Source organism: Halomonas sp. M20 (genome assembly GCF_020622265.1).
Classification (GTDB): Bacteria; Pseudomonadota; Gammaproteobacteria; order Pseudomonadales; family Halomonadaceae; genus Modicisalibacter.
This window is the reverse complement of sequence record NZ_JACNMQ010000009.1, coordinates 16,669-40,847: the sequence shown is the minus strand read 5'-3', so window position 1 is coordinate 40,847 and position 24,179 is coordinate 16,669. Positions and strand designations below refer to the sequence as shown.

Below are 24,179 nucleotides of genomic sequence, written 5' to 3'. Positions count from 1 at the left end.
GCCCATGCGTAAGGAATATCGTCTTGGCGTCAGCGAAGCCAATCTGGTGATTCGGAAGCTGAAACTCGAGCCCTGCGGTCAACGAAAGCTCGAGGTCGCGCTTCAGGAAATCGATCAGATTTACGGTCTCGACAGCGTGGCTTTCGATGAAAGGAAGCGAATGCTTCGTCTGGCATACGATGCATCACGCATCTGTATCGAATGCATCGAAGAGGTTCTGACAAGGCATGACATTGAAATCAGTCATGGCTGGTGGAACCGCTTCAAGGAAGAGCATTACCGGTTCGTTGATCAGAACATCAAGGACAATGCCGCCAAGGACCCCTGGAGTTGCCATTAGTTGTATTGGTGGTCGGGAGTAGATAATAAACTTTCAATTATCAATTCTTTTACAATTTATAACTGCATTAAAACTACTTCTTAAGTATATTTTTTTCTGAAAATAAGCTGAATATAAAAGTCACAAAAAAGTTTGATGTTTTCAGTTTAGTTTCAGGTAATACGTTCATAGTAGAAACATATCCACAAAGCAGAGGAAATACCATGAACGTAGTCAAGAAATCAGTTGCCTTGATCGTTACCGTCGCCAGCCTTTCATCCGCGTCGATGGTGTTGGCATCGGTTGATTATGAAAATACCACAGGACAGTCCGCGCAACTTAATAAAGTCATGCAAAACCTGCCTAGCAATGAAGCCCTGAATCAGGGTGGATGGCGCAATCAAAAGATAGATGAGAACAAGAAACAGAATGCCCTTAACATGTTCAGAGAACACAACATGCAAGGCCAAAGTGGTGGAATGTCCGAGACCAAGCCATATATCAATTTAAATAAAGAACAAGTCAATGGTTCCTCGGATCGGGGAGGCGCTGCCCATTCTCCTCTTCATGAGCAACCTGCAGTCGGCAATCGTCTCGACAAGTGAAAGGTAGAGAGCGCTGTCGTAGGACTCAGGCAGTAGTTCTCATAGAAAAGCCGTGGCCAGCCTGTTCTCTCGGAGAGGCTGGCTATTTTATGAGCTCAAGATGCGATCCGTGATGCTTCTCGGAGCCAATGCTTGAGGCTCTCTGCCCCTGGGCGTCTGCCAGAAGACGCCAGAAGACGCCAGAAGAAATATCCCACGCGTTCAGTTTCATTTCAGTAATAGCCAATATGCTAAGCCCAATACTTATAAAGGATGGATTCACAGGGCAATACTTTATCCCACGCAGGTAATGTCAGGAACAATACGCATGAAACAGGGTTGGCGAACATCCATAGTGGCACTGTTGATGGGGGCGGCCGCAATACCATCTGCCTGGGGCGAGGAGGCGGTGCTGGAATTGAACCAGGCAGTCCAGATGGCGCAGTCCCGTGACCCTTGGCTCAGCGGCAGCCAATACACCCAAGATGCCCTGGAAGCCGAGGCAACGGCGGCGGGAACCTTGCCCGATCCCAAGATTTCGCTCACTGCAGGCAACCTTCCTGCGGATACTTTCAATACTCACCAAGAGCCGATGACGCAGTTCAGTATCGGCGTCACCCAGATGTTTCCCCGCGGGGATAGTCTCGATCTGATGGAAAGGCAGAAGGAACAACTTGGGCAGCAGCACCCTTTCATGCGGCAGGATCGCAAGGCGAAGGTCGCAACGACAGTCAGCCAGCTATGGCTCGAGGCTTATAAGTCGCAACAGACCATTGCGCTCATCGAGCAGGATATGGACCTTTTCGAGCAACTGGTGGATGTCGCTCAGGTCAATTACTCCACCGCGCTGGGAAAGGCACGTCAGCAGGATGTGATTCGAGCCCAGCTGGAACTGACCCGACTGGATGACCGCTTGACGTCGCTCAACCAGCAAAGGGAGGCCTCCCAGCAGCTCCTGTCGGAATGGATAGGCGATGCGGCCATTGCGCAACCCCTGGCGGGTGAGCTACCCGAGCTGACCCTGGCCATGCCGGAAATCGCCCAGGCATCGGCAGAGCTCTCCCGGCGAGAAGCGGGCCAAATGCTGGCACGTCACCCCGCCGTGCAAGCACTGGATATGAAGATCGAAGCGGTTAAAACCGGGGTCGATCTGGCCTATCAGAAGTACTGGCCCGAGTGGAGTGTCACGGCAAAATACGGATATCGTGCCGATGACCCTATGGGAAACGATAGGGCTGGACTCTTTACCGCAGGTGTGGCCTTCGATGTGCCTATTTTTACGGAAAAGAAGCAAGACAAGGAAGTGGTTGCCGCCGTTGCAAAAGCTGAGTCCACCAAGACGGATAAATCACTTCTGCTGAGAAATATGCTGGCCAATCTCGAGAAAAGCAAGGTCCAGCTCGTTCGTTTGAATGAACGAATGGATCTCTATTCTACCCAGCTTCTTCCTCAGTTGGATGAACAAGCAGAAGTCTCTCTCGAAGCCTATAACAACGACGATGGCGACTTTGCCGAGGCCGTCAGATCCTACATCGACGAGCTTGATACCAAGATCGAATTTCTGAATATCGCAGTCGAGCGACAGAAGTTGATCGCTGCAATCAATTATTACCTTGCAGGTGTTGAGTAACCGCTTATTGTTTTCTTGGTTCAAGAGGTCGGTATGAAAAGAGTCGTACTGTATGTGCTGTTGTTGATGGTGGGAGCCGCGCTCGGCATCGCGGGTTATAGCGCCTATGCGACGCTGATGAAGGAGCCGGTGGCCGAGGAAAGCGATAGCCAGGAGCCTCTTTATTGGGTGGCACCGATGGACCCCAATTACCAGCGAGACCAGCCGGGTAAATCCCCCATGGGGATGGATTTGATTCCCGTCTACGAAGAAGAGAGTACAGCGCAGGATGAAGGCGCCGGAGTCGTGCGTATCTCACCGGCCATCGAAAACAACTTGGGGGTTCGCACGGCTCAAGTGGACAAAGGCGTGTTCGACTCGGGGATAAGAACGATCGGTTACGTGCAGTACGACGAAGATCAACTGGTGCATATCCACCCACGGGTCGAAGGCTGGATTGAAAAGCTATACGTAAAATCGGAAGGCGATCCGGTCGAAAAGGGCGAACCACTTTACGACATCTATTCGCCCACTCTGGTGAACGCCCAGCAGGAACTCGTGCTGGCGATCAATCGTGGCAATTCGCGATTGATTCAAGCCGCTGAAGAACGACTGGAAGCGTTACAGGTTCCTGCTTCCGCTATCCGGGAGGTCAAGAATTCGAAGCGGGTCAAACAGTCCGTCACGACTTTCGCGCCACAGAATGGCGTCATCGATAACCTGAATATCCGTGAGGGGTTCTTCGTCAAGCCGGGCACCACCATGCTGTCGATCGGTGCCTTGGAGGAGGTCTGGGTGGTAGGCGAGGTGTTCGAGCGTCAGGCGGCCCTCGTCGAAGAGGGGGACAAGGTCACTCTCACCTCTGAGTATCTCCCTGGCAAGACCTGGAACGGCTTAGTGGATTACATCTACCCGACACTGAATAGCAAGACGCGCACGGCACAGGTGAGAACGCGGCTCGACAATAGCGACAGGCTACTCAAGCCCAACATGTTCATGCAGCTGACGATTCATAGCCGTAGCGATAACACCGCCCAGCAGATTCCCCGCGAAGCACTTATTCGTACCGGTGAGCAGAACCGAGTCGTTCTGGCCCTCGGAGACGGCAAGTTCAAGTCGGTCGAGGTGAGGGTTGGCCGCATTGGCGAGGACGTCGTCGAGATTCTCGACGGGCTGTCGGTGGGTGAGCGCATCGTTACCTCCGCTCAGTTCCTGTTGGATTCGGAATCCAGCAAGACCTCGGACTTCATGCGCATGAATCATGGCCAACAAGACGACTCTGCCCAAGCTCAGGGTGAGCATGCGGGAATGGATCACACCATGAAAAGCGACAGCGAATAGGGAAAGGCATCATGATTGAATCTATTATTCGCTGGTCCGTCAGCAACCGCTTCTTCGTGTTGCTGGCCACCTTCATCGTGATCGGCGGCGGGCTGTTCTCATTGAAGAACACGCCGGTCGATGCGCTTCCCGATCTCTCCGACGTCCAGGTGATCGTCAAGACGAGTTACCCTGGCCAGGCACCTCAGGTGGTGGAGGACCAGGTCACCTACCCCCTGACTACCGCCATGCTGTCGGTGCCGGGTGCGGTGACGGTACGCGGCTACTCGTTCTTCGGTGACTCCTACGTCTACGTGATCTTCGACGAAGAGACCGACCCCTACTGGGCGCGTAGCCGCGTGCTGGAATACCTGAGTCAGGTGGCGCCGACGCTGCCTTCCAACGCCCGGCCGCAGCTCGGCCCGGACGCCACCGGCGTGGGCTGGGTCTACCTCTACGCTCTGGTGGACAAGACCGGTGAGCACGACATCAGCCAGTTGCGCAGCCTCCAGGACTGGTTCCTCAAGTACGAGCTGCAAACCGTGCCGGGGGTGTCCGAAGTCGCGGCCATCGGCGGCATGGTCAAGCAGTATCAGGTGCAGGTCGACCCGGAAAAGCTACGGGCCTTCGAGATCCCACTGTCGAAGATCCAACTGGCGATCGAACGAGGCAACCAGGAAGTCGGCGCCTCGGTGGTGGAAATGGCCGAGGCCGAGTACATGATTCGCGCCACCGGCTATATCCAGAGCGTCGAGGATCTCGCCAGTATCCCCTTGGGGCTGGATGCCAACGGCACCCCGCTGCTGTTGAAGGATGTGGCCGACATCAGCCTTGGCCCGCAGATGCGTCGCGGCCTGGCGGAGCTCAACGGCGAGGGCGAAACCGTGGGTGGCGTCGTCGTCATGCGCTTCGGCGAGAATGCGCAAAAGACCATCGAGGGGATCAAGTCCAAGCTCGAGGAGCTCAAGCAAGGGTTGCCCGAGGGGGTCGAGATCGTGCCTGTCTACGACCGCTCCGGCCTGATCGACAGCGCGGTGGAGAATCTCTGGTACAAGCTGCTGGAAGAGTTCATTGTCGTTGCCCTGGTGTGCGTGGTGTTTCTGTTCCATGTCCGCTCTTCCCTGGTGGCCATCGTCAGCCTGCCCGTGGGCATCCTGGCCGCTTTCATCGTGATGCACCTGCAAGGCATCAACGCCAATATCATGTCCCTCGGCGGCATCGCCATTGCCATCGGCGCGATGATCGACGGTGCCATCGTGATGATCGAAAACATGCACAAGCACATGGAGCGAACGCCGCTGACGCGGGAGAACCGCTGGAAGATCGTCGCGGAGTCCGCCAGCGAAGTGGGCCCGGCGCTGTTCTTCAGCCTATTGATCATCACCGTCAGCTTCGTGCCGGTGTTCACCCTGGAGGCTCAGGAAGGCCGCATGTTTTCGCCGCTGGCCTTCACCAAGACCTATGCAATGGCGGCCTCCGCGGCTCTGGCCGTGACCCTGGTGCCGGTGCTGATGGGCTACTTCATCCGCGGCAAGGTGTTGCCGGAGCACAAGAACCCGCTCAATCGGCTGTTGATCGCCATATACATGCCGGTATTGCGCGGGGTCCTGCGGTTCCCGAAGTCGACCCTGGCCGGCGCGGCGTTCGTCGCCGTGGTCGGGCTCTGGCCGGCGACCCAGATCGGCAGCGAGTTCATCCCGCCGCTGGATGAGGGCGACCTGATGTACATGCCTACCACCTATCCGGGCATCTCCATCGGCAAGGCCCGGGAGTTGCTGCAGCAGACGGACAAGCTGATCTATACCGTCCCGGAGGTGAAGACCGTGTTCGGGAAGATCGGGCGCGCCGAAACTGCCACGGACCCGGCGCCACTTACCATGATCGAGACCTTCATCCAGTTGAAGCCTCGGGATGAGTGGCGCGAAGGCATGACGACCGAGAAGCTCAAGCAGGAGCTGGACAGCCTGGTCAAGTTCCCGGGAGTCACCAACGCCTGGGTGATGCCGATCAAGACGCGCATCGACATGCTGGCTACCGGCATCAAGACCCCGGTGGGCATCAAGGTCGCCGGGCCCGACCTCAAGACCATCCAGGGCATCGGCCAGCAGCTCGAGACGATCCTCGCCGATGTGCCAGGCACCGCCTCGGTCTACTCGGAGCGGGTCGCCGGCGGCCGTTACATCAAGGCGGATATCAATCGCGAGAAGGCTGCTCGATACGGGCTCAATATCGCCGATGTACAACAGGTCGTCTCCACCGCGATCGGCGGCATGAATGTCACCCAGACGGTGGAGGGGCTGGAGCGTTATCCGGTCAACCTGCGCTATCCCCAGGATTACCGCAGCTCCCCCGAGCAGCTCTCCCTGCTGCCGATCGTCACGCCGGACGGCCAACGCATTTCCCTGGGCGATGTGGCGGAGGTCGTGGTGGAGGACGGACCGCCCGGAATCAAGAGCGAGAACGCACGCCTCAATGGCTGGACGTTCGTCGACATCGCGGATGTGGATATCGGCAGTTATGTGCGGCAAGCCCAGGAAGTGGTGCGTGACGAGCTCGACCTGCCTGCCGGTTACTCCGTCACCTGGTCCGGCCAGTACGAGTACATGCAGCGTGCCAAGGCCAAGCTGACCTATGTCGTGCCCCTGACCTTGGCCATCATCATCATATTGCTGTACATGAACTTTAGAAGCCTGGCCGAGGTGGCCATCATCATGGGCACCTTGCCGTTGGCGATGGTGGGCAGCATCCTGCTGATGTACCTGCTGGGCTACAATTTCTCCGTGGCCGTCGGGGTCGGCTTCATCGCCCTGGCCGGGGTGGCCGTCGAGATCGGCGTCATCATGCTGGTCTACCTGAATCAGGCCTACCGCGAGATGCTGGAGCGCTGTCAAAGCCATGATGTGGAGCCGCGGGCGGAAACACTGCGCCATGCCGTTCTGCACGGCGCCGGGCTGCGGGTGCGTCCGGTGATGATGACCGCCGCCGCCATCATCGTGGGCCTGCTGCCCATCATGTATGGCTCGGGCACCGGCTCCGAGGTGATGAGCCGGATCGCCGCCCCCATGGTCGGGGGCATGATAAGCGCGGTGCTGCTGACACTGCTGGTATTACCGGCGGCATATTTCCTGTGGCGGAAGGCCGCCCTGCGGTGAGCCTGTAGTAGTGAAGAACGTGCAGCAAGAGAGGCGCAGCCATCGTGGGTGCGCCTCTGTCCATTCAGCTTATATTCAGGAAAGGGCGCTAGCGTTTACGTGGCGTATTTATTGATCTAGCTTTATAGGCGTCTGCTATATAACGCTTTTCTATCGTATCGATAAAAAGGAACGAACTGGCTGCCGTTGTCGTGCCAGCAAGGCGAGGGATTCGCATGGAGCTGCTCACACTCTTTTTCATCGTACTGATCGCTGCCGGCCTGGGGCTACTGATCCAGTGGCTGCCGATGCGCCATCAACCGATGCCGACCTATCCCCAGCGTGCACCTTTTCTGGGCGGGGGCTTGCCCGAGACCCACGCCTGGAACCGTTACCACACTCGCTACTACCCCATGACGATACTGCTCATCGCCTTTGAGATGGAGATGATGTTCATGTACCCCTGGGCGGTGGTATTCGTCGAGCAGGGCATGAAGGCGGTGATGGAGATGGGCATGTTCCTGGCCATCCTCTCCGTGGGCATCGTCTACGGTTGGCGCGAGGGGGTGTTCAAGTGGCAGTGAGCTGGTTGCAACGCCTGGCGGCGCGAGCCAGCGTGCCGGTGTTTCCGGTGCGGGGCATGCATGGCGAGGAAGTGCTTTATCGCCTGGCCCTGACACCTGGGGTCGAGCTGGTCGACTCGCCGCGCCATGCCAGCATTCTGCTGGTAGCCGGGGGCGTGCCGCCGGATCAGTACGGTGCCCTGCGTCGGGTGCACGACCAGCTACCCGCCCCCTTCGCCACGCTGTGGTATCGCAGCCAGCCTCTGGATGAACTCGCGAGTGCCACCCGCATCGACGACCCCGACGTCTTGTCCGGAGCGCTGAAGGCGATGCATCACGAGCTGATGTGTGGAAAGCGCGGTAGCTCACCGCGGCTACTGCCAGACGAGCCGCCCAATCCTTGGGAAGGACTGGGCGATGACGGCCACGGCGGCGAGGGCATGATGGGCGGCGTACCCTATGGCCGGCCCATGGCCATGAACATGCATGATGACATTCGCGATGGCCTGACCCTGGACTCTCTCACCGTCACCCTGGGGCCGTTTCTGCCCATGCTGCCGCCGGGGCTGAGCGTCGAAGTCACTTTACAGGGCGATCTTATCCAGACTTGGACGACTCGGGACCCGCCTTACCCCATTGCGCTGGAGAGCGTGTTCTTCCAGGCGCTGCAGGGCCCGGTGCCCATCGCCGAGCTTGAGCGGGCTATGGCGCGCTACCACCTGAAGCACCTTTACTTCGCCCTGCGCCTGGCGGGCCTCGAGGCGTTGGCACTGACGGCCCTACGCCTGGCGTTCGAATCTCATTCAAATCCGAAGCGTGTGGCGACGCTTCGGCGTCGGTTGGTACGCAGCGGCTTCTTTGGGCTGACGACGACAGGGCAGGGCCGGCTCGATGAAGAAACGGCCCGTCGAGTCGGCGGGGTGGCGGCTCGGGCGGCGGGGCTCGAGGAGGACTGGCGCAGTGAGGACGAGGGCTACCGGCAACTGGGCTTTCGCCCGCTCACTCAGCGCCAAGGTGACACGGGGGCACGCTGGCGCCAGACCTTGGCGGAAGTCGAGCAGTCGCTGCAACTCGCCGCCCAGGCCGAACAAGACGCGACCCATACCCGGCACAGCGACGGTGTCGAGACGCCACGGGGTACCTGGCACCGGCAGTGGCCCGAAGATCAGAGCACGCTGCTCGATGATCTGCTGCCGGGGCTGGAGTGGGACGAGGCGCTGAGCACCCTGGCAAGCCTCGATCTGGTGCCGCTGTCGCCCTGGTCGCTGGAGGAGGCGAGCGGTGCGCCGGTCGCCCAGGCCATTGCCGAGGAGCGTCGGGCATGATTTTTAACGAACTCATACTGCCGGTGCTCCTGGTGACGGTAGTCCTCGTGGTCGGTGCCTATCTGGTGGCGGTCATCGATGAGGTGATCGCAGGCGCCTTGGGCAGGCCAAGCGGCGCGGGTGCGTGGATGGCACCCCTGGCCCAGGGCGCATGGCTGCTCAATCAGCAGGCCAACGCCACCGAGGCGCCGGACTGGCGGGCCTGGCGCCTGGCCCCGGCACTCTATCTGGCCCTGGCCGCGATTGGGCTGGCGGTGGTGCCGTTCTCGCCGACGCTGATCGCCACGGATCTGGTCACCAGCGTGGTGCTGTGGGGCAGCGTCGAGGCCCTGGCCACGGTGGTGATCTTCCTGCACGGCTGGTCCGCCAATACGTTGCTGGCGCTGATCGGCGCCTATCGCTACGTGGCTCTGGGGCTTTCCTACATCCTGATCAGCATGTTCGTGCTGATCGGCGTGGCGCTGCCCGCCGAGTCGCTGCAATTCAGTCAGGTGGTGGCTTCCCAGGAAGAGCTGTGGAACGTGATTCGCCAGCCTCTGGGGCTGCCGCTATTCCTGATTGTCGGGCTGGGCATGACCTTCTGGGGGCCGCTCAATCTGGCGGACTCCCGGGATCTGGCCGGGGGCACGGCATCTGCGGTTTCCGGTCCGCCCCGGCTGGTGTGGAATCTGGCCCGGGCGGCGATGCTGGTGGCTTTCAGTGGCGCGGCGGCGAGCGCCTTTCTCGGCGGCTGGCTGGGCCCCTGGTTGCCCGGGCCGGTATGGATGCTGCTCAAGATGCTGGCGGTGCTTGCCGTGCTGCTGCTGATCGGTCGGCTGATGCCACGCGTACAGCCGGAGCGCTGCGTTACCCTGATGTGGGTGGTGTTTCTGCCGCTCTCCTTTGTCGATCTGATCTGGGCGGGCGTGGAGGCCTTGTGGTAATGGATTATCCGCTGATCGTCGATGTGTTTTTCGTGTTGCTGGCCATCCTGGCGGTGGTCTCCGGCTGGCGGGTGTTCGCCACGGATTCCATGGTGCGCGCCTCCTTTTTCCTGCTGGTGTCGTTCATCGCCGTGGGCGTGATCATGATCCTGCTGGCGGCGGAGTACCTGGGCGTGGCGATGTTCTTCATGATGGCCGTGGAGATGATGGTCATGGCGATCTTCATGGTCATGTTCATGATGAACCCGGCGGGGCTCAATCCGATGATGATGGTGCACCAGCACAAGTTTTCCATCGCCGCCGGCGCGGTGAGCTTCCTGGTGCTGGCTGCCGTGGCGCTGCTGGCGGAGTTTCCCGACAATCCGCTGTCGGCGGACATCGACCCGGTCAGATCCCTGGGTAACGAACTGCTGGGTGATTCGATGCTGATCTTCGAGTCCGCGGGCATCGTGCTGCTGACCACCATGATTGGCGTGGTGGTGCTGTCGAGCCATAACGGGCGCTATGGCGCTGCCGAGGAGGGCTCGATGCCGCCTGGGTTGGTGCCGGGCGGCGACCCGGCAGGTATGCCTGAAGAAGAGGATGAGGGCGGTGGTCATCATCACTGCCACTAGGCGTCCGTTACAAATTCTCAGAGGTGGATAGGGATTGGATCGGGGGTAGGCCAAAGCGAAGGTCTTTTGCCATGGCCGGAAAAGGCTCCATTCAATTCCGGCATTTCCGCCATCCATGGCGGTCAGATGGCAAAAGTAGCGCCCAGGGAGGGGTTCACAGCGCCTTCGCGACGGCCTACCCGCGAGACTACCCGGCTAACGCAAGGAGGCGAAAATGACATTGATGACGCTACTGCTGCTCGCCGCCGCGCTGATCGGCATCGGCATCTACGGCGCGCTGTCCCAGCAATCCTTCGTGATGCTGATGATGGGCCTCGAGCTGATCCTGAATGGCGTCATGCTGGCCGCCGTGGCTTTCTGGGCACTGAGTGGCGCCGGTGCGCCGGAAGGCCAATTGCTGACCATCGTGGTCATGGCGGTGATGGCCATCGAGATGGCCATGGGCTTTGCCCTGGTGGTGGCGGTGTTCCGTACCAACCAGGCGGACGTGACCGAGGGCATCACGGAGTTGAAGCACTGATGCTATGGACCCTCGTGCTGTTGCCGCTGCTGGGCGCGCCCCTGCTTTATCTGGGTGGCCGACGCCTCGGCCGTTTCGGGCTAACGCTTGCGGCGTCGCTTGTCGTGCTGGCCACCTTGGTGCTGGCCGGGCTGGCGATCACGAGTGGCTGGCAGGGCAGCGTTGCCTGGAGCGAGACGCTGGCCTTGACCCTCAAGCTCTCCACCGCCGGTAGCGTCTTTGCCCTGACGATACCGCTCGTTGCGCTGCTGATCGTCGTCTACGCCGGCTACCACGAACTGGCCCCGCGTACCGGCTATCGTCGTCGTGATCGCCAGGGAGCGCGTCTGCTGGGATTGCTGCTGGCCTTCGTCGGTGCCATGCAAATGTTGGTGTTGGCCAATGACTTTCTGACGCTGCTGATCGCCTGGGAGCTGGTTGGTGCCTGCTCCTGGGCGCTGATTTCTCACAAGTGGGGACAAAAGGAGGTGCCCAAGGAGGCGGCCCAGGCCTTTCTGGTCACGCGCTTTGGCGATCTCGGCCTGTACATTGCTGCGGCGGCGGTGTTCGCCGGCAGCGGCGGCTTCGGCTACGCCGACCTGGCGACCCTGGACGGCGGGCTATTGAGCATCGCGGTGGCCGGCATCCTGCTGGCGGCGGCGGCCAAGTCGGCCCAGGTGCCGTTCTCTTCCTGGCTGTTCGCCGCCATGGCGGGTCCGGTGCCGGTGTCGGCGCTGCTGCATTCGGCGACCATGGTGGCGGCAGGCATCTACCTGTTGGCGCGCCTGCAACCGACGCTCTCCGCCGTCGACTGGTTCGCGCCACTGGTCATCAGCCTGGGGCTTGCCACCGCCCTGATCGGTGGGGTGGTCGGGATGTTCCAGAATCACGCCAAGAAGCTGCTGGCGGCCTCGACGTCGGCTCAGTACGGCTTGATGTGGGTCGCGGTGGGAGCGGGTTTTCCCGGCGTGGCCCTGCTGCACTTCGTCGCCCATGCCTTCTTGAAGGCGGGCTTGTTCCTGTCCGCGGGGCTCGCTGAGCGCCAGATCGGCAGTTACCAGCTGCATGACATGCGTCTGGGTCGAAGGCTGCCGGGTGTGGCCCTGGCTGCCGGCGTGCTGAGTTTGGCCCTGGCGGGCATGATTCCGTTCGGCGCTGCCTGGAGCAAGGAGCAGATCGCGGCGGCGGCAGGGCAACAGGCTGTCTGGCTGGCGCTGCTGGTGGCGCTCGCCGGCGGCTTGAGTGCGCTGTATGCCACGCGCTTTCAGTTGCTGGCCTACGGTCGCCCGCTGCCTCGGGAGCGCTCAAGGTTGCCCCAGGGCCCGCGACCGTCCCGGGCTGAAAGCGGGGCGCTGTGGCTGCTGGCTATCGTCACGCTGTTGCTGTCGCTGGTCTGGTGGCCCGAGGTGCAGGCCTGGCTGGCCGAGGCTTGGCCCCAGCGTCTGCCCCAAGGCAAGCTCTGGGAGCTGATCGTCTCGCTCATCCTGGTGGTGCTGGGCATCGCCGTGGGATTCGTCATGACACGCCGCCAGCGTCGATCGAGCACTTGGCAGGAGCGCGCGGCCAGCTGGTTCGGCCTGCCGACGGTAATCCAGACGATCGCCCGGGGAACCGTGATCTTCGGCCACTCCCTGGCCCGCTTCGACGACCGGGTCGTGGATGCCGGGCTGCGCGGCACGGCGCGCTTCGCCCGGTGGCTTGCTCGACGCAACGCCCAGCAGGGCGAAGCCTTCTCCGAGGGCGTGCCCGGCGTGGTGACCCGCTTGAGTGAATGGGGCGGCCACTGGGCACGCCAGGCCCAGAGTGGCCAGACGCATCATTATTACACCGGCATCAGCCTGGGCCTTGCCGTCATTCTTGCCATCCTGGTCATAGGAGCCTTGTTGTGATTCTCACCGTCGCCTGGATTGTTCCCCTGCTGGGCGCCGTCGCGCTTGCTGCTTTCCCGCGCTGGAGCGAGGGACGAGCACGACTATGGGCGGCGGCAGTGGCCGCACTGTCGCTGCTGGCGCTGGTGGTGGCCTGGGTCGGCTTCGATCCGGCGGGGCCGCTTTTCCAGCATGTCGAGGAGCTACGCTGGGTGCCGAGCATCGGGCTGGCCTACCGGGTCGGCGTCGACGGCATCGCCCTGGCGGTGGCGACCATGAGCGCCCTGATCTTCGTTGCCGCCATCGCCTACCCGGTGGATACCTTGGGCCAGCCACGCCAGTACTATGCCTGGATGCTTTTCCTGCAGGCGATGTCGCTGGGGGTGTTCCTGGTGCTGGATCTGCTGCTGTTCTATGTGTTCTTCGATCTGACCCTGGTGGGCATGTTCTTCCTCATCGGCCGCTGGGGGCATGGCACGCCACAGGTCTCGGCGCTCAAGTTCTTCCTCTATACCTTCGCCGGCTCACTGTTATTGTTGCTGGCGATCATCGGCCTGTATCTGTCGATTGAACCGCACAGCTTCGATATGCGCGTGCTGATCGAACGCCAGCCCCTGGCCGGCACCGGGCTCTACGCCGGACTGGTGTTCCTGGCGTTGATGCTGGGCTTTGCCATCAAGACGCCCCTGGTGCCGCTGCATACCTGGCTGCCCCAGGCCCACGTCGATGCGCCGGGGCCGGCCTCGGCGATCCTCGCCGGGGTGCTGCTCAAGATGGGCACCTACGGCATGATTCGCCTGCCGTTTGCGATGATGCAGGAAACCTTCGCCAAGTATTCGCTGGTTGTCGGCATCGTCGCGCTGGTTGCCATCCTCTACGGTGCCCTGGTGGCGCTGGGGCAGGGTAACCTCAAGCGCCGTATCGCCTACACCTCGATCAATCACATGGGCTACACGGTGTTGGGCATCGCCGTGGCGTCGGCGATTTTTGCCGACAATCAGGCCGCCCGCCAGTTGGCCCTGACCGGGGCGACGGTGGAGATGGTCGCCCACGGCCTGATCACCGGGGCGCTGTTCTTGATCTGCGGCTCCTTCTGGCAGCGTACCGGCGACTATGAACTCGATCATTATGGCGGTCTGGCCCACCGGGCGCCGCTGCTGACCGGTTTCACGGTGCTGGCGGCCTTTGCAAGTCTCGGCATGCCGGGGCTCGCGGGCTTCGTCGCCGAGTTCCAAGTCTTTGCCGGCACTTTCGCCGTCTACCCCTGGTTGGCGGTACTCGGCGTGCTGGGCATCCTGATCACCGCGGCGCTGTTCCTGGGCCTGCTGCGACGGCTGTTCTTCGGCCGTCTGCCCTCGCACCTGGGCGGGTTTGGTGATCTGAAGTGGGCTGAGTGGGGCGTGCTGGGGGTACTGTCGCTGGGCATTCTGGTGATCGGTGTGGCCCCGCAGTTTCTGCTGACGCTGATCGACGCCTCATCCGCGTTGCTGGTGGGAGGTCGCTGATGCCCATCGGTGACCTGGCCCCGGAAATCGCGCTGCTCGTCGGCGCGGTGGTCATCGTGCTGTTCGCCTCCTTCGCGCCTCAGGAGCGTCAGGCCTGGGCCGGCGGGCTAGCGCTCATCACATTGGCACTCGCGGCGGGTTTCAGTCTGATGCAGTGGCGTGAGCCACCGGCGCTGACCTTTTCCGGGGTCTGGGCGCTGGATACCGCGGCGGTGGCTACCAAGCTGCTGGTGCTATTGGTCGGTGCGGTCGCCGTCCTGCTATCGCCGGACTGGATGCGCAGCGACCGCCGGCACGGCGAGTACTACGCCCTGTGCCTGTTCACCCTGCTCGGGGTGATCATGATGGCCTCGGCCAACGACAGCATGGAACTGGTGGTGGGCATCCTGCTCTCCTCCACGGCCAGCTACCCGCTGGTGGCCTATCATCGCGGTTTCAAACCGGCACTGGAAGCGGCGATGAAGTACTTTCTGATCGGCGCCTTGACCAATTCCCTGCTGGTGATCGGCGTGGTGTTGCTGTTCGGTTTAGTGGGCGATACGGATTACGCCCGTACGGCCCAGGTGCTGGCGACAGCGCCGGATGCGGCGCCGCTGGCGCTGAGCGTGGCGGTGGCCTGCATCGTGCTGGGATTGACCTTCAAGCTGGCGGCCTTTCCCGGCCATGCCTGGATGCCGGATGTCGCCCAGGGCGCTCCGGTACCGGTTGCGGCCCTACTCACCGTGGCACCCAAGGTCGGTGCCGCGGTGGCCCTGGCACGGTTCGTGTCACTGCTGCCGGAATCGCAGGTCTGGCCGGTCATCGTCGCCCTGATCGCCGTGGTGACCATGACTCTGGGCAACCTGGCAGCGCTAAAGCAGACCGATGTGCGGCGCCTGCTCGGCTGGTCCTCGGTCTCGCAATCCGGCTATGCGCTGATGGCGGTGGTGGTGATCGACGTCGAGCCCCAGGCGCTGGGTGCGCTGCTGGCCTTCCTAGCGGCCTATCTTTTCGCCAATCTCGCCGCCTTCGCCGTGGTGACCCATCTGCGTGGGCGCACGGCGCTGGCGGACTACCATGGCCTGGGGCGCACCCAGCCATTGGTCACGGCGGTGTTGATCCTGGCGCTGCTGTCGCTGGTCGGCATCCCGCCGCTGGTGGGGTTCTTCGGCAAGTTCATGCTGTTCAAGGTGACCATCGCCGGTGGCTATACCTGGCTGGCGGTGGTCGCCGCCATCAACACCGTGCTGTCGCTGTTTTACTACCTGCGTGTGATCGCGGTCACCATGTTCAAGCCCCTGGAAGGCGAGGTGCACGTGCTCGGTAGCTGGTCTTGGTTGGCGCTGCTGGCCAGCGCGGTATTGCTTGTCGCGGCGAGCCTGGGCGCGAAAGGCGGGCTGGCGCTGATGGGGGCCGTTCGCTTTGCGGGTTAGGGGTGAAGAAAGTAGGAACTGGCGCATCTTACGCAGCACCAGCCAGCATTCCCAATGGCGAAATACTTGTGCCGGGACTATCTCAGCGCATCATTGCCGCCGTGCTTTCCTAGCTGCTGACAGAGGCGATGATCGCTGAGCACCTCGATGATATGACAGCTTTCGACTCGCCCGCCCGCGCATTGGGTCACCATGCGCTCTAGTTCATCACGCAGTGCTTCGAGGCGCTGCAGCCGAGACTCCACCTCTGCCAGATGGTGCTTGGCGACGGCATCGACCTCGTCGCAGGGCATCTCCGGGTGATCCGCCATCGTCAACAGCTCGCGTACGGCCTCGATAGAAAAGCCGAAATCCCGGGCGTGGCGGATGAATGTCAATCGTCGGATAGCCTGCTCGGTATAACGGCGCTGTCCTCCTTCGCTGCGCGTCGCGGCGGGCAACAGCCCGATACGCTCGTAATAGCGCACCGTCTCGGGCTTGCAGCCAGAGTGTCGCGCTAAGTCGCCAATACCGATCGAAAGGCTAGTGGTGGTGTGGTGTGTCGCATCACCGGACATAGCTTGAACCTATAGTCGCTACAGGGATTAGGATTGACTTCACGATAGTTCAATCCCGGGAGCGATGCTATGAGCGACGCGACGTATCAAGATACCTCAGCCATGCTGACCCTGCGAGTCGAGGGCATGGACTGCGGTGGCTGCGAACGCAAGGTGGAAGCGGCGCTGGGTCGGCTGGAAGGCATCGACGAGGTGTCCGCAAGTTCAATGACCGGCTCGGTGAAGGTCCATCCTTGCCAGGGAGCTTCTCCCTCTCGTCGGGTGATCGAGCAGACCATCGACGGATTGGGCTATGCCGTCAAAAGCGATGGAGACGAGGCTAATGTCGCTTCGGCCCCTTTGCCTTGGTGGCGTACCGCCAAGGGGCGCTTGGTACTGGCCAGCGGAGGGCTTTTGGTCCTTGCTTTCACTCTTCGGATGATCTGGCCCGCCTTAGGTGACTGGCCCTTCGTGGCGGCCACTCTGGTGGGCCTCGTGCCCATCCTGCAAGGGGCCTGGCGAGCGCTGAGGGTACGCAATCCTTTCACCATCGAGATGCTGATGAGCATCGCGGCCCTGGGGGCGCTGGCCATCGGTGCCGCCGCCGAGGCGGCGATGGTGGTGTTCCTGTTCGCCGTGGGCGAGTTGCTGGAAGGTGTGGCCGCGTCTCGGGCGCGACGCAGTATCTCGGCCCTGTCGGACCTGACCCCGTCCACCGCGAGGTTGATGGAGAATGGCGAGGTTCGCGAAGTGTCGGCGGCTTCGCTGCAGCCCGGGCAACGGGTGCTGATACGCCCGGGAGATCGCGTGTCCTGCGATGGCCGCATCCTGGCGGGGGAGTCCGACCTGGATGAGTCGCCGGTGAATGGCGAGTCCGTGCCGCGATCCCGCGCGCCCGGCGATGACGTCTTCGCCGGCACGGTGAATCTCGATGCCGCCCTGGAGGTGGAGGTCACCCGTAGCGCCGAGGACAACACCATCGCCCGGGTCATCCGGCTGGTGGAGGAAGCCCAGGCCGCCAAGGCGCCGGTGGCCCGTTTCATCGACCGCTTCGCCTACTACTATATGCCGGCGGTGGTGGGCCTGGCCCTGCTGATGGCGGTAGTGCCGCCGCTGGTCTCGGCGATGCCCTGGTCGGAATCGATCTACCGCGCCTTGGCCCTGCTGTTGATCGCCTGCCCCTGTGCCCTGGTGATCTCGACCCCCGCGGCAATCGCCGCCGGCCTCTCGACCGGCGCACGCCATGGGCTGCTGATCAAGGGCGGTGCCGTACTCGAGCAGCTGGGCAAGCTGCGTCTGGTGGCGCTGGACAAGACCGGTACGCTCACCGCCGGCACCCCCAAGGTCACCGACGTGGAAAGCTGGACGAGCGAACAGGGTGAGAACGATATTCTGAGGTTGGCGGCGGCCCTGGAGCGCGGCTCCAGTCATCCGATCGCCACGGCGATTCTGGCGCACACCGAGCAGCTTGGGCTCTCATCTGCGAAGGTGAGTGAAGGGCGCGCCCTGGCCGGTCGTGGTGTCGCCGGGCGAGTCGAGGGGCGCGACCTGGCTCTGGTCACGCCTCGCCATCTGCAGGAACTGTCGACGTTGCCCGATGATCGATCGCAGCGCATCGCGGCGCTGGAGCAGGCGGGCAAGAGCCTCGCCGTCCTGGTCGAGGGCGAGCGTGCGCTGGGTTTGATCGCCGTGCGCGACGAGCCTCGCGAAGACGCCCGGGAAGGCCTCGCCGCCCTGTCGCGCCTCGGTGTGCAGGCAATAATGCTCAGCGGCGACAATGCGCGTACCGCCGCGGCCATCGGTGGCACCTTGGGCATCGAGGCCCATGGCGAACTGATGCCCGAAGACAAGGCCCAGCGAATTCGCGAGTGGCAAGGGGCGGGGCGCGGGCCGGTGGGCAAGGTCGGCGATGGTATCAACGACGCGCCGGCGCTGGCCGCGGCGGAGGTGGGTATCGCCATGGGCGGCGGTACCGATGTGGCGCTTGAAACTGCGGATGCGGCCCTGCTCAAGAATCGCGTCGGCGGCATTGCCGAGCTGATCGACCTGTCCCGGGCAACCCTGCGTAACGTCAAGACCAACGTCGTCCTGGCATTGGGCCTGAAAGCGATCTTTCTGGTGTCCACGGCGCTGGGCATCACCGGCATGTGGATCGCCGTGATGGCGGATACCGGAGCGACGGTACTGGTGACGCTAAATGCCATGCGATTGCTGGGCTATCGCTTTCGTAACTAGCAGTTGGCCTCATGTGAGGCCAACTGAATAGTCACACCTGTTCGACTTATCGCTCTCTCCTCGAATCTGTGTTCTTGCCTTTGATGTTCTGTTCTGCCATGGACGAACATTCTGCTTGACGCTGTCTTTTATACGCCATATAACATCCATGTGGATGGCGTATGGAATATCAAAAGATCAAGCAAGAGGAACAAACGATGAGCGTGCATGAACTGCGTCGCAAGGCGAGTGATACCACAGAGAAACTCACCATCAATCTTGGGGTGGTGGATCTGGGACAGATCGATCTGCTGGTGCAGGAAGGGTTTTATTCCAATCGAAGTGATCTGATTCGTACCGCCATTCGCAATCAGCTGGCCAATCACGCGGAGGTGGTCAAGGAGACCGTGGCTCGCAAGACCTACGTGCTGGGGCTGCAGCACTACAGTCGCAGTGATCTGGAAGCGCTGCAGGAAAAAGGCGAAGTGCTGCAGATTCAGGTGCTGGGGCTTGCCAGTATTGCCGAGGACGTTTCCCCGGAGCTTGCCCTTGCCACCATCGACTCCATCGTCGTGCTGGGTGCCTTGCACGCCAGTAAGGCGGTCAAGGCCGCGCTGGCGGATAGAACCTACTAGCGGCCAAAACCTATTAAGGGCGCCGCACCAGCAGCGTCGAGGATTGAACGAATGAATCTTTCAATGAATAAAGAAACCCTGGCAAGTCTCAAGGAAGCGACCCGCTTGACCCAGTCGGGCCAGCTCCAGGAAGCCACTGCCATGATACAGCGGGTGCTGAGCGGCGACGCCAGCCACGATCATAGCGGGGCCGAGTTCCACAAGACGGCGCCGAATGAGCAAGCCGGGGGCGAAACCATCGAAGGCAGCTGCCGGATCGTCGAGGAATCAGCATCGGATACTCGTACTGAGTCTGGGGCAAAGAGCGACAAGGCAAAGAACGATAGAACAAGGCACAGCGAGACAACAAACGATGAAACGCGGTCTCATCGGGAACACTCATGGAAGGAGCGGACGCATACTGCGGCACCACGCCAGTCCTTCGACGCTGGTCATCGCTTCAACGATTTACAAGAGTTATTACGCGGAAAACTGTCGGGCGCTGGCGGATTTGATATTGGATCATCCACTCCAGCGGATAAGCTGCCGGAAGGGGCGTCTTTCAAGAGCGCGTCGTTCACCAACCATGCAGGAAGTCGCGACTACAAGCTGTACGTTCCCAGCGGCTATCAGGGCCAGGCCTTGCCGCTGATCGTCATGTTGCATGGCTGCACGCAACATCCGGATGACTTCGCCGCTGGTACTGGCATGAACGCCTTGGCGGAAGCGCAGCCTTGCCTGGTGCTTTATCCGGCTCAGCCAGGTTCTGCCAATCACTCCAAATGCTGGAACTGGTTCAAGGCCAGCGATCAAAAGCGCGAACAGGGTGAGCCGGCTATCATCGCCGGCATGACCCGCAAAGTGCTCAAGGAGTACCAGCTGGATGAAACTCGCGTCTATGTGGCGGGCCTGTCCGCGGGGGGCGCCATGGCCGCGACATTGGCCATGACCTATCCGGATATCTACGCCGCAGTGGGGGTGCATTCCGGGCTGCCTCACGGTGTTGCCCAGGATCTGCCCTCTGCCCTTGCGGCCATGCAGGGCGGCAGCCAGCCCTTGGCGGGTCTCAACAGGCAGGCAAGCGCTCCGACGGCATCAAAGCCCCCCGGCATTCCCGCGATCATATTTCATGGCGACCGGGATACCACAGTGCACCTCAGCAACGCTGAACGCATCGCTGCACAGTGCCTTGACTCCATGGGCGCCAAGAAGTCATCCGTCGCGGCGGCGAATGTCGCCAGCAAGCAGGAACGAGTGTCCGGTGGTCATGCGTATACGTGCACCGTTCATAAGAACACCCAAGGTCAGGCACAATTGGAGCAGTGGACGATCCACGGTGCTGGCCACGCATGGTCAGGTGGTACGCCCCGCGGTTCCTACACCGATCCTAAAGGGCCGAATGCCAGCCAGGAAATACTGCGCTTTTTCCTGAGCCATTCGAAATCCGCTATGTGAACTCTTGAGTCGATGTCCGATGCTGCTGGTGGATGTTGCAAACAGAATGACTATTTTATAATGCATGTCGTAGCGAAACATTATGAGCCTGGCTAGGATAATCAGGGGTATATTGAGAAAAGAAATGTATCGCTTGTTTGGCGATTTCTTCACATAGACATTGCGCCATTTTGTCCCCAAAAGCGTCGCTGGGCGGCGAACAGGGTTATGGTCTCTCAACTTTCCCCTGCAGCGGGCTGTATCGTGGCCATTGGCGGTGCCGAGGATAAGTCATCTGATCTGGAAATCCTGAAACGGGTTTTTGCTTTAGCACCCGAAGGCAACACTGAAGTCGCCGTCATCGCCTCTGCAAGTGGCATCCCGCATCAGATACTCCCCGTCTATCAAGCCGCTTTCGAGCGCCTGGGGGCGAGCCGTGTTCATGCGTTGGATATACAGAGTCGCAAGCAGGCGACCGATCCCGGCAACGTCCAGTTGATTCGCCAGAGTGGTGTGATCTTCTTCACCGGTGGTGACCAACTGCGACTGACTAATGTGATCGGCGGTTCGGCGACGCTGAATGCCATTCGTGAACGATTGATGGGCGGTGCCGTTGTGGCGGGTACCAGCGCTGGGGCAACGGCCCTGCCGGGCACCATGATCTATAATGGCAATGCGGCGGACGCACTACGCAAGGGTGCCGTCAACATGGCGTTCGGTTTGGGCCTCGTCGATGGCCTCATCATTGATAGTCATTTTCTCGCCCGCGGGCGGTTTTCGCGCCTGATGGAAGTGGGGGCGTCCAATCCGGAGCATCTGGGGGTCGGGTTGGGTGAGGACGCCGGTGTGATCGTGCATCCGAACCGGATTCTCGAAGCAATCGGCCCAGGGCACGTCATCATTATCGACAGTCGGGATATGGCAAGCTCCAACATTGCCGATCTGTCGATGGGGGAGCCTGTCGCCGTCGAGAACATGATTCTTCATGCCATGGTCAGCGGTCACGGATTCGACATCGAGGCACGCCGCTATCTCGCCGCCGACGAACTCACTGCATTGCTGAGGGATCGCCAATGAACATCCTGGGACATCGTGCGCTAAGGGGCCCGAACTACTATAGCCGCTACCGTGCTATCTTCATGCGCCTGGACATCGGCGAGCTCGAGGAGCGACCAAGCGATACCGTGTCCGGCATCGTCGAGCGCATAAGCGAACTTCTACCCACGCTGCAGGAGCATCGCTGCTCCGTCGGCCGTCCCGGCGGTTTTTTGGAGCGGCTGGCGCGAGGTACCTGGGCGGGGCATATCGTCGAGCACGTGGCGATCGAGCTGCAGAATCTGATCGGCTTCTCCGTGGGATACGGCAAGACGGTGGACTCCTATGAGCGCGGCATCTACAACGTCGTCTATCGCTATCGGGATGAAGCCTGTGGGCTGGCGGCCGGTGTCGAGGCCGTGGCGTTGGTCGAAGCACTGTTCAGCGGTGAGGCTATCGACATGGCGACGATCATCGATCGCCTGAAGGAGGTGCGCGACGATCACATGCTGGGGCCGTCCACCGCAGCGATCGTCGATGCCGCGCAGCGTTGCGATATTCCCTGGACCCGTCTGAACGAGAACAGCAGCTATATTCAGCTGGGCCAGGGGCATCGTCAGCAGCGTATCCAGGCAACGGTGACCGGACGCACGGACCTGATCAGCCATAGTATCGCCGGCGACAAGGACTGGACCAAGCAGGTGCTTGGCGATGCCGGCGTTCCGGTACCTCATGGATTTGTATGCAGTTCATTCGATGAGGCACTCGAGAGCGCGGGATTCATCGGCTATCCCGTGGCGGTAAAGCCGTTGGAAGGTAACCATGGCCGCGGCGTGAGCACGGATATCCAGAACGATGTCGAGCTCAAGGAGGCCTTTGCCATCGCCTCCCTGTGCAATCCAGGGGTAATCGTCGAGCAGTTCATCAAGGGCGAAGACCATCGCCTGCTGGTGATCGATGGCAAGCTGGTGGCCGCGGCGCGGCGGCGCCCGGCCCACGTGGTCGGCGATGGCAGTGCCACGCTGCAGGCGCTGGTGGAGCGAGAAAACGAAGATCCGCGTCGCGGTATCGGCCACGAGAATCTGCTCACCCAGATCGAGGTGGATGAGCAGTCTCTGCGCTTGATCGGCCAGCAAAACCTGACCCTCCAAAGTGTCATCCCCAAGGATGCGATCGTCTTTCTAAAGCCCACCGCGAATCTAAGCACTGGCGGCACCGCCACGGACGTGACCGACGATGTCCATCCAGAAGTGCGCTATATCGCGGAGCGCATCTCGCGCTTGATCGGACTCGACATCATCGGCATCGATCTTCTGGCGGAGAGTCTTGCCCGACCTCTAGAAGAGCAGTCCGCCGCGGTGGTCGAGGTCAACGCCGGGCCGGGATTTCGCATGCACCTGGCGCCGACCCACGGCAAGGAGCGCGATGTCGGGCAACCGGTGATCGACATGCTGTTCCCGGTCAGTGACGACAACGGCCGCATCCCTATCGTTGCGATCACCGGCACCAACGGTAAGACAACCACGGTGCGCCTGCTCTCTCATCTACTGCGCCAGGCGGGTCGCAACGTCGGCATGGCCTGCACCGGCACGATCGAGATCGACAACCATGTCATTCTGCGTGGCGACTACAGTGGGCCGCAGGCGGCGGCGATCGTGCTGCGCGAGCCCACGGTTGAGTACGCAGTCCTTGAGGTGGCCCGGGGCGGCATCATGCGTCGTGGGCTGGGTTTCGATGAATGCGACGTGGGTGTGCTGCTCAACATCGCAAGCGATCACCTGGGCGAGCACGATATTCACACGCTGGATGAACTGGCCCGCTGCAAGTCGGTGGTGATCGATGCCGTACGCCCGGGGGGCACGGCCGTGCTCAATGCGGATGATCCTCGCGTGTTTGACAGCCGGGAGTGGGCGCGCGGCGACGTGGTGTTCTTCACTCTTGACCCGGAGTCACTACCCGTTCGTCAGCACGTCGAGGAGCATGGTGTGGCTTTTACAGTGCATAACGACCGTATTGTTTTGCGCCAGGGGCAGGTCGAGGCCGAGGTGATTTCGGTGGTGGATGTACCCGTCACCTTCGAAGGCCTTGCTCGCTTCAACGTCGCCAACGCCTTGGCCGCTAGCGCCGCCGCCTATGCCTTGGGGCTTTCTATCGGCGATATTCAAATGGGGCTGCAGACGTTTCATCCGACGCCAGGACAGAACCCCGGTCGCACCAACCTCATTGAAGTGGGCGGCATGAAGGTGCTGATCGACTATGGGCACAACGTTCCTGCCCTCGAAGCGCTTGGTGAACTTGTCAGGGGTATCCCAGCGCATCGACGTATCGGCGTGGCAAGTGCTCCGGGTAATCGCCGGGACGAGGATTTGTTCGATCTCGGCGTTCATCTCGCCAGGATGCATGACGTGGTGTTTATCTGTGAGACAGACCCGCGCGGACGAACCATCGGGGAAGCCGCCAGCTTGCTGCGCGATGGCGCCGAGTCCGTTTCCGGTGCCTGTCGTGCCGAGATCGTCATGCAGGAGGATCAGGCCCTCATCAGAGCCCTCGATGAGGCCGATGAGGGCGATCTACTGGTACTGCTGATCGATGGTGTCGACAGTGCCATCGAGCGTCTCAAGGGACGCCGGTTTGCATCTGCCTCGACGAGCGATACCGTCTAGAATCTGCGATA

General features: G+C 61.4%; 19 protein-coding genes. 18 read left to right on the top strand and 1 reads right to left on the bottom strand.

The window, feature by feature from the left end; translation table 11 throughout:
• Positions 1-4: 4 nt before the first annotated feature.
• The 13 genes from H7850_RS17100 (at position 5) to H7850_RS17040 (ending at position 15,672) form a co-directional block, all read left to right on the top strand.
• Positions 5-340, top strand: coding sequence for a cation transporter (locus H7850_RS17100; RefSeq protein WP_227370696.1), 336 nt, complete (start codon positions 5-7; stop codon positions 338-340).
• Between the two features lie 203 nt (positions 341-543).
• Positions 544-924 carry a hypothetical protein gene (locus H7850_RS17095; RefSeq protein ID WP_227370695.1) on the top strand — a complete coding sequence of 127 codons (381 nt, stop codon included), beginning with the start codon at positions 544-546 and terminating at the stop codon, positions 922-924.
• A gap of 307 nt (positions 925-1,231) precedes the next feature.
• On the top strand, positions 1,232-2,533 hold the full coding sequence (locus H7850_RS17090) for a TolC family protein (protein ID WP_227370694.1): 1,302 nt from the start codon (positions 1,232-1,234) through the stop codon (positions 2,531-2,533).
• A gap of 33 nt (positions 2,534-2,566) precedes the next feature.
• The gene (locus H7850_RS17085; protein ID WP_227370693.1) at positions 2,567-3,853 is read left to right on the top strand and encodes an efflux RND transporter periplasmic adaptor subunit; all 1,287 of its coding nucleotides are present in this window, start codon (positions 2,567-2,569) and stop codon (positions 3,851-3,853) included.
• Between the two features lie 11 nt (positions 3,854-3,864).
• A complete protein-coding gene (locus H7850_RS17080; RefSeq protein ID WP_227370692.1) occupies positions 3,865-6,984 on the top strand; it encodes an efflux RND transporter permease subunit in 3,120 nt (1,039 codons plus the stop codon).
• A 215-nt stretch (positions 6,985-7,199) separates the two neighbouring features.
• Complete coding sequence (locus tag H7850_RS17075) at positions 7,200-7,547, top strand: NADH-quinone oxidoreductase subunit A (RefSeq protein ID WP_227370691.1); 348 nt, start codon at positions 7,200-7,202, stop codon at positions 7,545-7,547.
• Positions 7,538-8,851 (top strand): hypothetical protein, encoded by a 1,314-nt coding sequence (locus H7850_RS18290; RefSeq protein ID WP_227370690.1) that lies wholly within the window; start codon positions 7,538-7,540, stop codon positions 8,849-8,851. Before H7850_RS17075 ends, H7850_RS18290 begins: the two co-directional genes overlap by 10 nt.
• Entirely contained in the window at positions 8,848-9,774 is a 927-nt protein-coding gene (locus tag H7850_RS17065; RefSeq protein WP_227370689.1) for an NADH-quinone oxidoreductase subunit H, read from the top strand. Before H7850_RS18290 ends, H7850_RS17065 begins: the two co-directional genes overlap by 4 nt.
• Entirely contained in the window at positions 9,774-10,388 is a 615-nt protein-coding gene (locus H7850_RS17060) for an NADH-quinone oxidoreductase subunit J (protein ID WP_227370688.1), read from the top strand. The genes H7850_RS17065 and H7850_RS17060 overlap by 1 nt, the downstream gene beginning before the upstream one ends.
• A gap of 214 nt (positions 10,389-10,602) precedes the next feature.
• Positions 10,603-10,908: an NADH-quinone oxidoreductase subunit NuoK gene (gene nuoK, locus H7850_RS17055; protein WP_227370687.1), complete on the top strand. Its 306-nt coding sequence runs from the start codon at positions 10,603-10,605 to the stop codon at positions 10,906-10,908.
• Positions 10,908-12,776 (top strand): NADH-quinone oxidoreductase subunit L, encoded by a 1,869-nt coding sequence (locus H7850_RS17050; protein ID WP_227370686.1) that lies wholly within the window; start codon positions 10,908-10,910, stop codon positions 12,774-12,776. The genes nuoK and H7850_RS17050 overlap by 1 nt, the downstream gene beginning before the upstream one ends.
• Positions 12,773-14,260, top strand: coding sequence for a complex I subunit 4 family protein (locus H7850_RS17045; RefSeq protein ID WP_227370685.1), 1,488 nt, complete (start codon positions 12,773-12,775; stop codon positions 14,258-14,260). Before H7850_RS17050 ends, H7850_RS17045 begins: the two co-directional genes overlap by 4 nt.
• Positions 14,260-15,672, top strand: a complete 1,413-nt coding sequence (locus H7850_RS17040; protein WP_227370684.1) for an NADH-quinone oxidoreductase subunit N — start codon at positions 14,260-14,262, stop codon at positions 15,670-15,672. Before H7850_RS17045 ends, H7850_RS17040 begins: the two co-directional genes overlap by 1 nt.
• Before the next feature lie 77 nt (positions 15,673-15,749).
• On the opposite strand, the gene H7850_RS17035 is transcribed toward H7850_RS17040, so the two are convergent.
• Complete coding sequence (locus tag H7850_RS17035; protein WP_227370683.1) at positions 15,750-16,229, bottom strand: MerR family transcriptional regulator; 480 nt, start codon at positions 16,227-16,229, stop codon at positions 15,750-15,752.
• A 69-nt stretch (positions 16,230-16,298) separates the two neighbouring features.
• On the opposite strand from H7850_RS17035, the gene H7850_RS17030 reads away from it, so the two are divergent.
• The 5 genes from H7850_RS17030 to cphA all read left to right on the top strand — a co-directional run bounded on the left by H7850_RS17030 (position 16,299) and on the right by cphA (position 24,168).
• Positions 16,299-18,443, top strand: a complete 2,145-nt coding sequence (locus H7850_RS17030) for a heavy metal translocating P-type ATPase (protein ID WP_227370682.1) — start codon at positions 16,299-16,301, stop codon at positions 18,441-18,443.
• 197 nt (positions 18,444-18,640) lie between these two features.
• Complete coding sequence (locus tag H7850_RS17025) at positions 18,641-19,057, top strand: CopG family transcriptional regulator (protein WP_227370681.1); 417 nt, start codon at positions 18,641-18,643, stop codon at positions 19,055-19,057.
• A gap of 63 nt (positions 19,058-19,120) precedes the next feature.
• Complete coding sequence (locus tag H7850_RS17020) at positions 19,121-20,491, top strand: alpha/beta hydrolase family esterase (RefSeq protein WP_227370680.1); 1,371 nt, start codon at positions 19,121-19,123, stop codon at positions 20,489-20,491.
• 207 nt (positions 20,492-20,698) lie between these two features.
• Positions 20,699-21,547 carry a cyanophycinase gene (locus H7850_RS17015; RefSeq protein ID WP_227370679.1) on the top strand — a complete coding sequence of 283 codons (849 nt, stop codon included), beginning with the start codon at positions 20,699-20,701 and terminating at the stop codon, positions 21,545-21,547.
• Positions 21,544-24,168 carry a cyanophycin synthetase gene (gene cphA, locus H7850_RS17010; RefSeq protein WP_227370678.1) on the top strand — a complete coding sequence of 875 codons (2,625 nt, stop codon included), beginning with the start codon at positions 21,544-21,546 and terminating at the stop codon, positions 24,166-24,168. The genes H7850_RS17015 and cphA overlap by 4 nt, the downstream gene beginning before the upstream one ends.
• Positions 24,169-24,179: the final 11 nt, after the last annotated feature.

Excerpts from the sequence above, each read along its gene's own strand:
- H7850_RS17100 (WP_227370696.1), top strand. The coding sequence starts at position 5 with ATGCGTAAGGAATATCGTCTTGGCGTCAGCGAAGCCAATCTGGTGATT.
- H7850_RS17095 (WP_227370695.1), top strand. The coding sequence starts at position 544 with ATGAACGTAGTCAAGAAATCAGTTGCCTTGATCGTTACCGTCGCCAGC.
- H7850_RS17090 (WP_227370694.1), top strand. The coding sequence starts at position 1,232 with ATGAAACAGGGTTGGCGAACATCCATAGTGGCACTGTTGATGGGGGCG.
- H7850_RS17085 (WP_227370693.1), top strand. The coding sequence starts at position 2,567 with ATGAAAAGAGTCGTACTGTATGTGCTGTTGTTGATGGTGGGAGCCGCG.
- H7850_RS17080 (WP_227370692.1), top strand. The coding sequence starts at position 3,865 with ATGATTGAATCTATTATTCGCTGGTCCGTCAGCAACCGCTTCTTCGTG.
- H7850_RS17075 (WP_227370691.1), top strand. The coding sequence starts at position 7,200 with ATGGAGCTGCTCACACTCTTTTTCATCGTACTGATCGCTGCCGGCCTG.
- H7850_RS17065 (WP_227370689.1), top strand. The coding sequence starts at position 8,848 with ATGATTTTTAACGAACTCATACTGCCGGTGCTCCTGGTGACGGTAGTC.
- H7850_RS17060 (WP_227370688.1), top strand. The coding sequence starts at position 9,774 with ATGGATTATCCGCTGATCGTCGATGTGTTTTTCGTGTTGCTGGCCATC.
- nuoK (WP_227370687.1), top strand. The coding sequence starts at position 10,603 with ATGACATTGATGACGCTACTGCTGCTCGCCGCCGCGCTGATCGGCATC.
- H7850_RS17050 (WP_227370686.1), top strand. The coding sequence starts at position 10,908 with ATGCTATGGACCCTCGTGCTGTTGCCGCTGCTGGGCGCGCCCCTGCTT.
- H7850_RS17040 (WP_227370684.1), top strand. The coding sequence starts at position 14,260 with ATGCCCATCGGTGACCTGGCCCCGGAAATCGCGCTGCTCGTCGGCGCG.
- H7850_RS17035 (WP_227370683.1), bottom strand. The coding sequence starts at position 16,229 with ATGTCCGGTGATGCGACACACCACACCACCACTAGCCTTTCGATCGGT.
- H7850_RS17030 (WP_227370682.1), top strand. The coding sequence starts at position 16,299 with ATGAGCGACGCGACGTATCAAGATACCTCAGCCATGCTGACCCTGCGA.
- H7850_RS17025 (WP_227370681.1), top strand. The coding sequence starts at position 18,641 with ATGAGCGTGCATGAACTGCGTCGCAAGGCGAGTGATACCACAGAGAAA.
- H7850_RS17020 (WP_227370680.1), top strand. The coding sequence starts at position 19,121 with ATGAATAAAGAAACCCTGGCAAGTCTCAAGGAAGCGACCCGCTTGACC.
- H7850_RS17015 (WP_227370679.1), top strand. The coding sequence starts at position 20,699 with ATGGTCTCTCAACTTTCCCCTGCAGCGGGCTGTATCGTGGCCATTGGC.
- cphA (WP_227370678.1), top strand. The coding sequence starts at position 21,544 with ATGAACATCCTGGGACATCGTGCGCTAAGGGGCCCGAACTACTATAGC.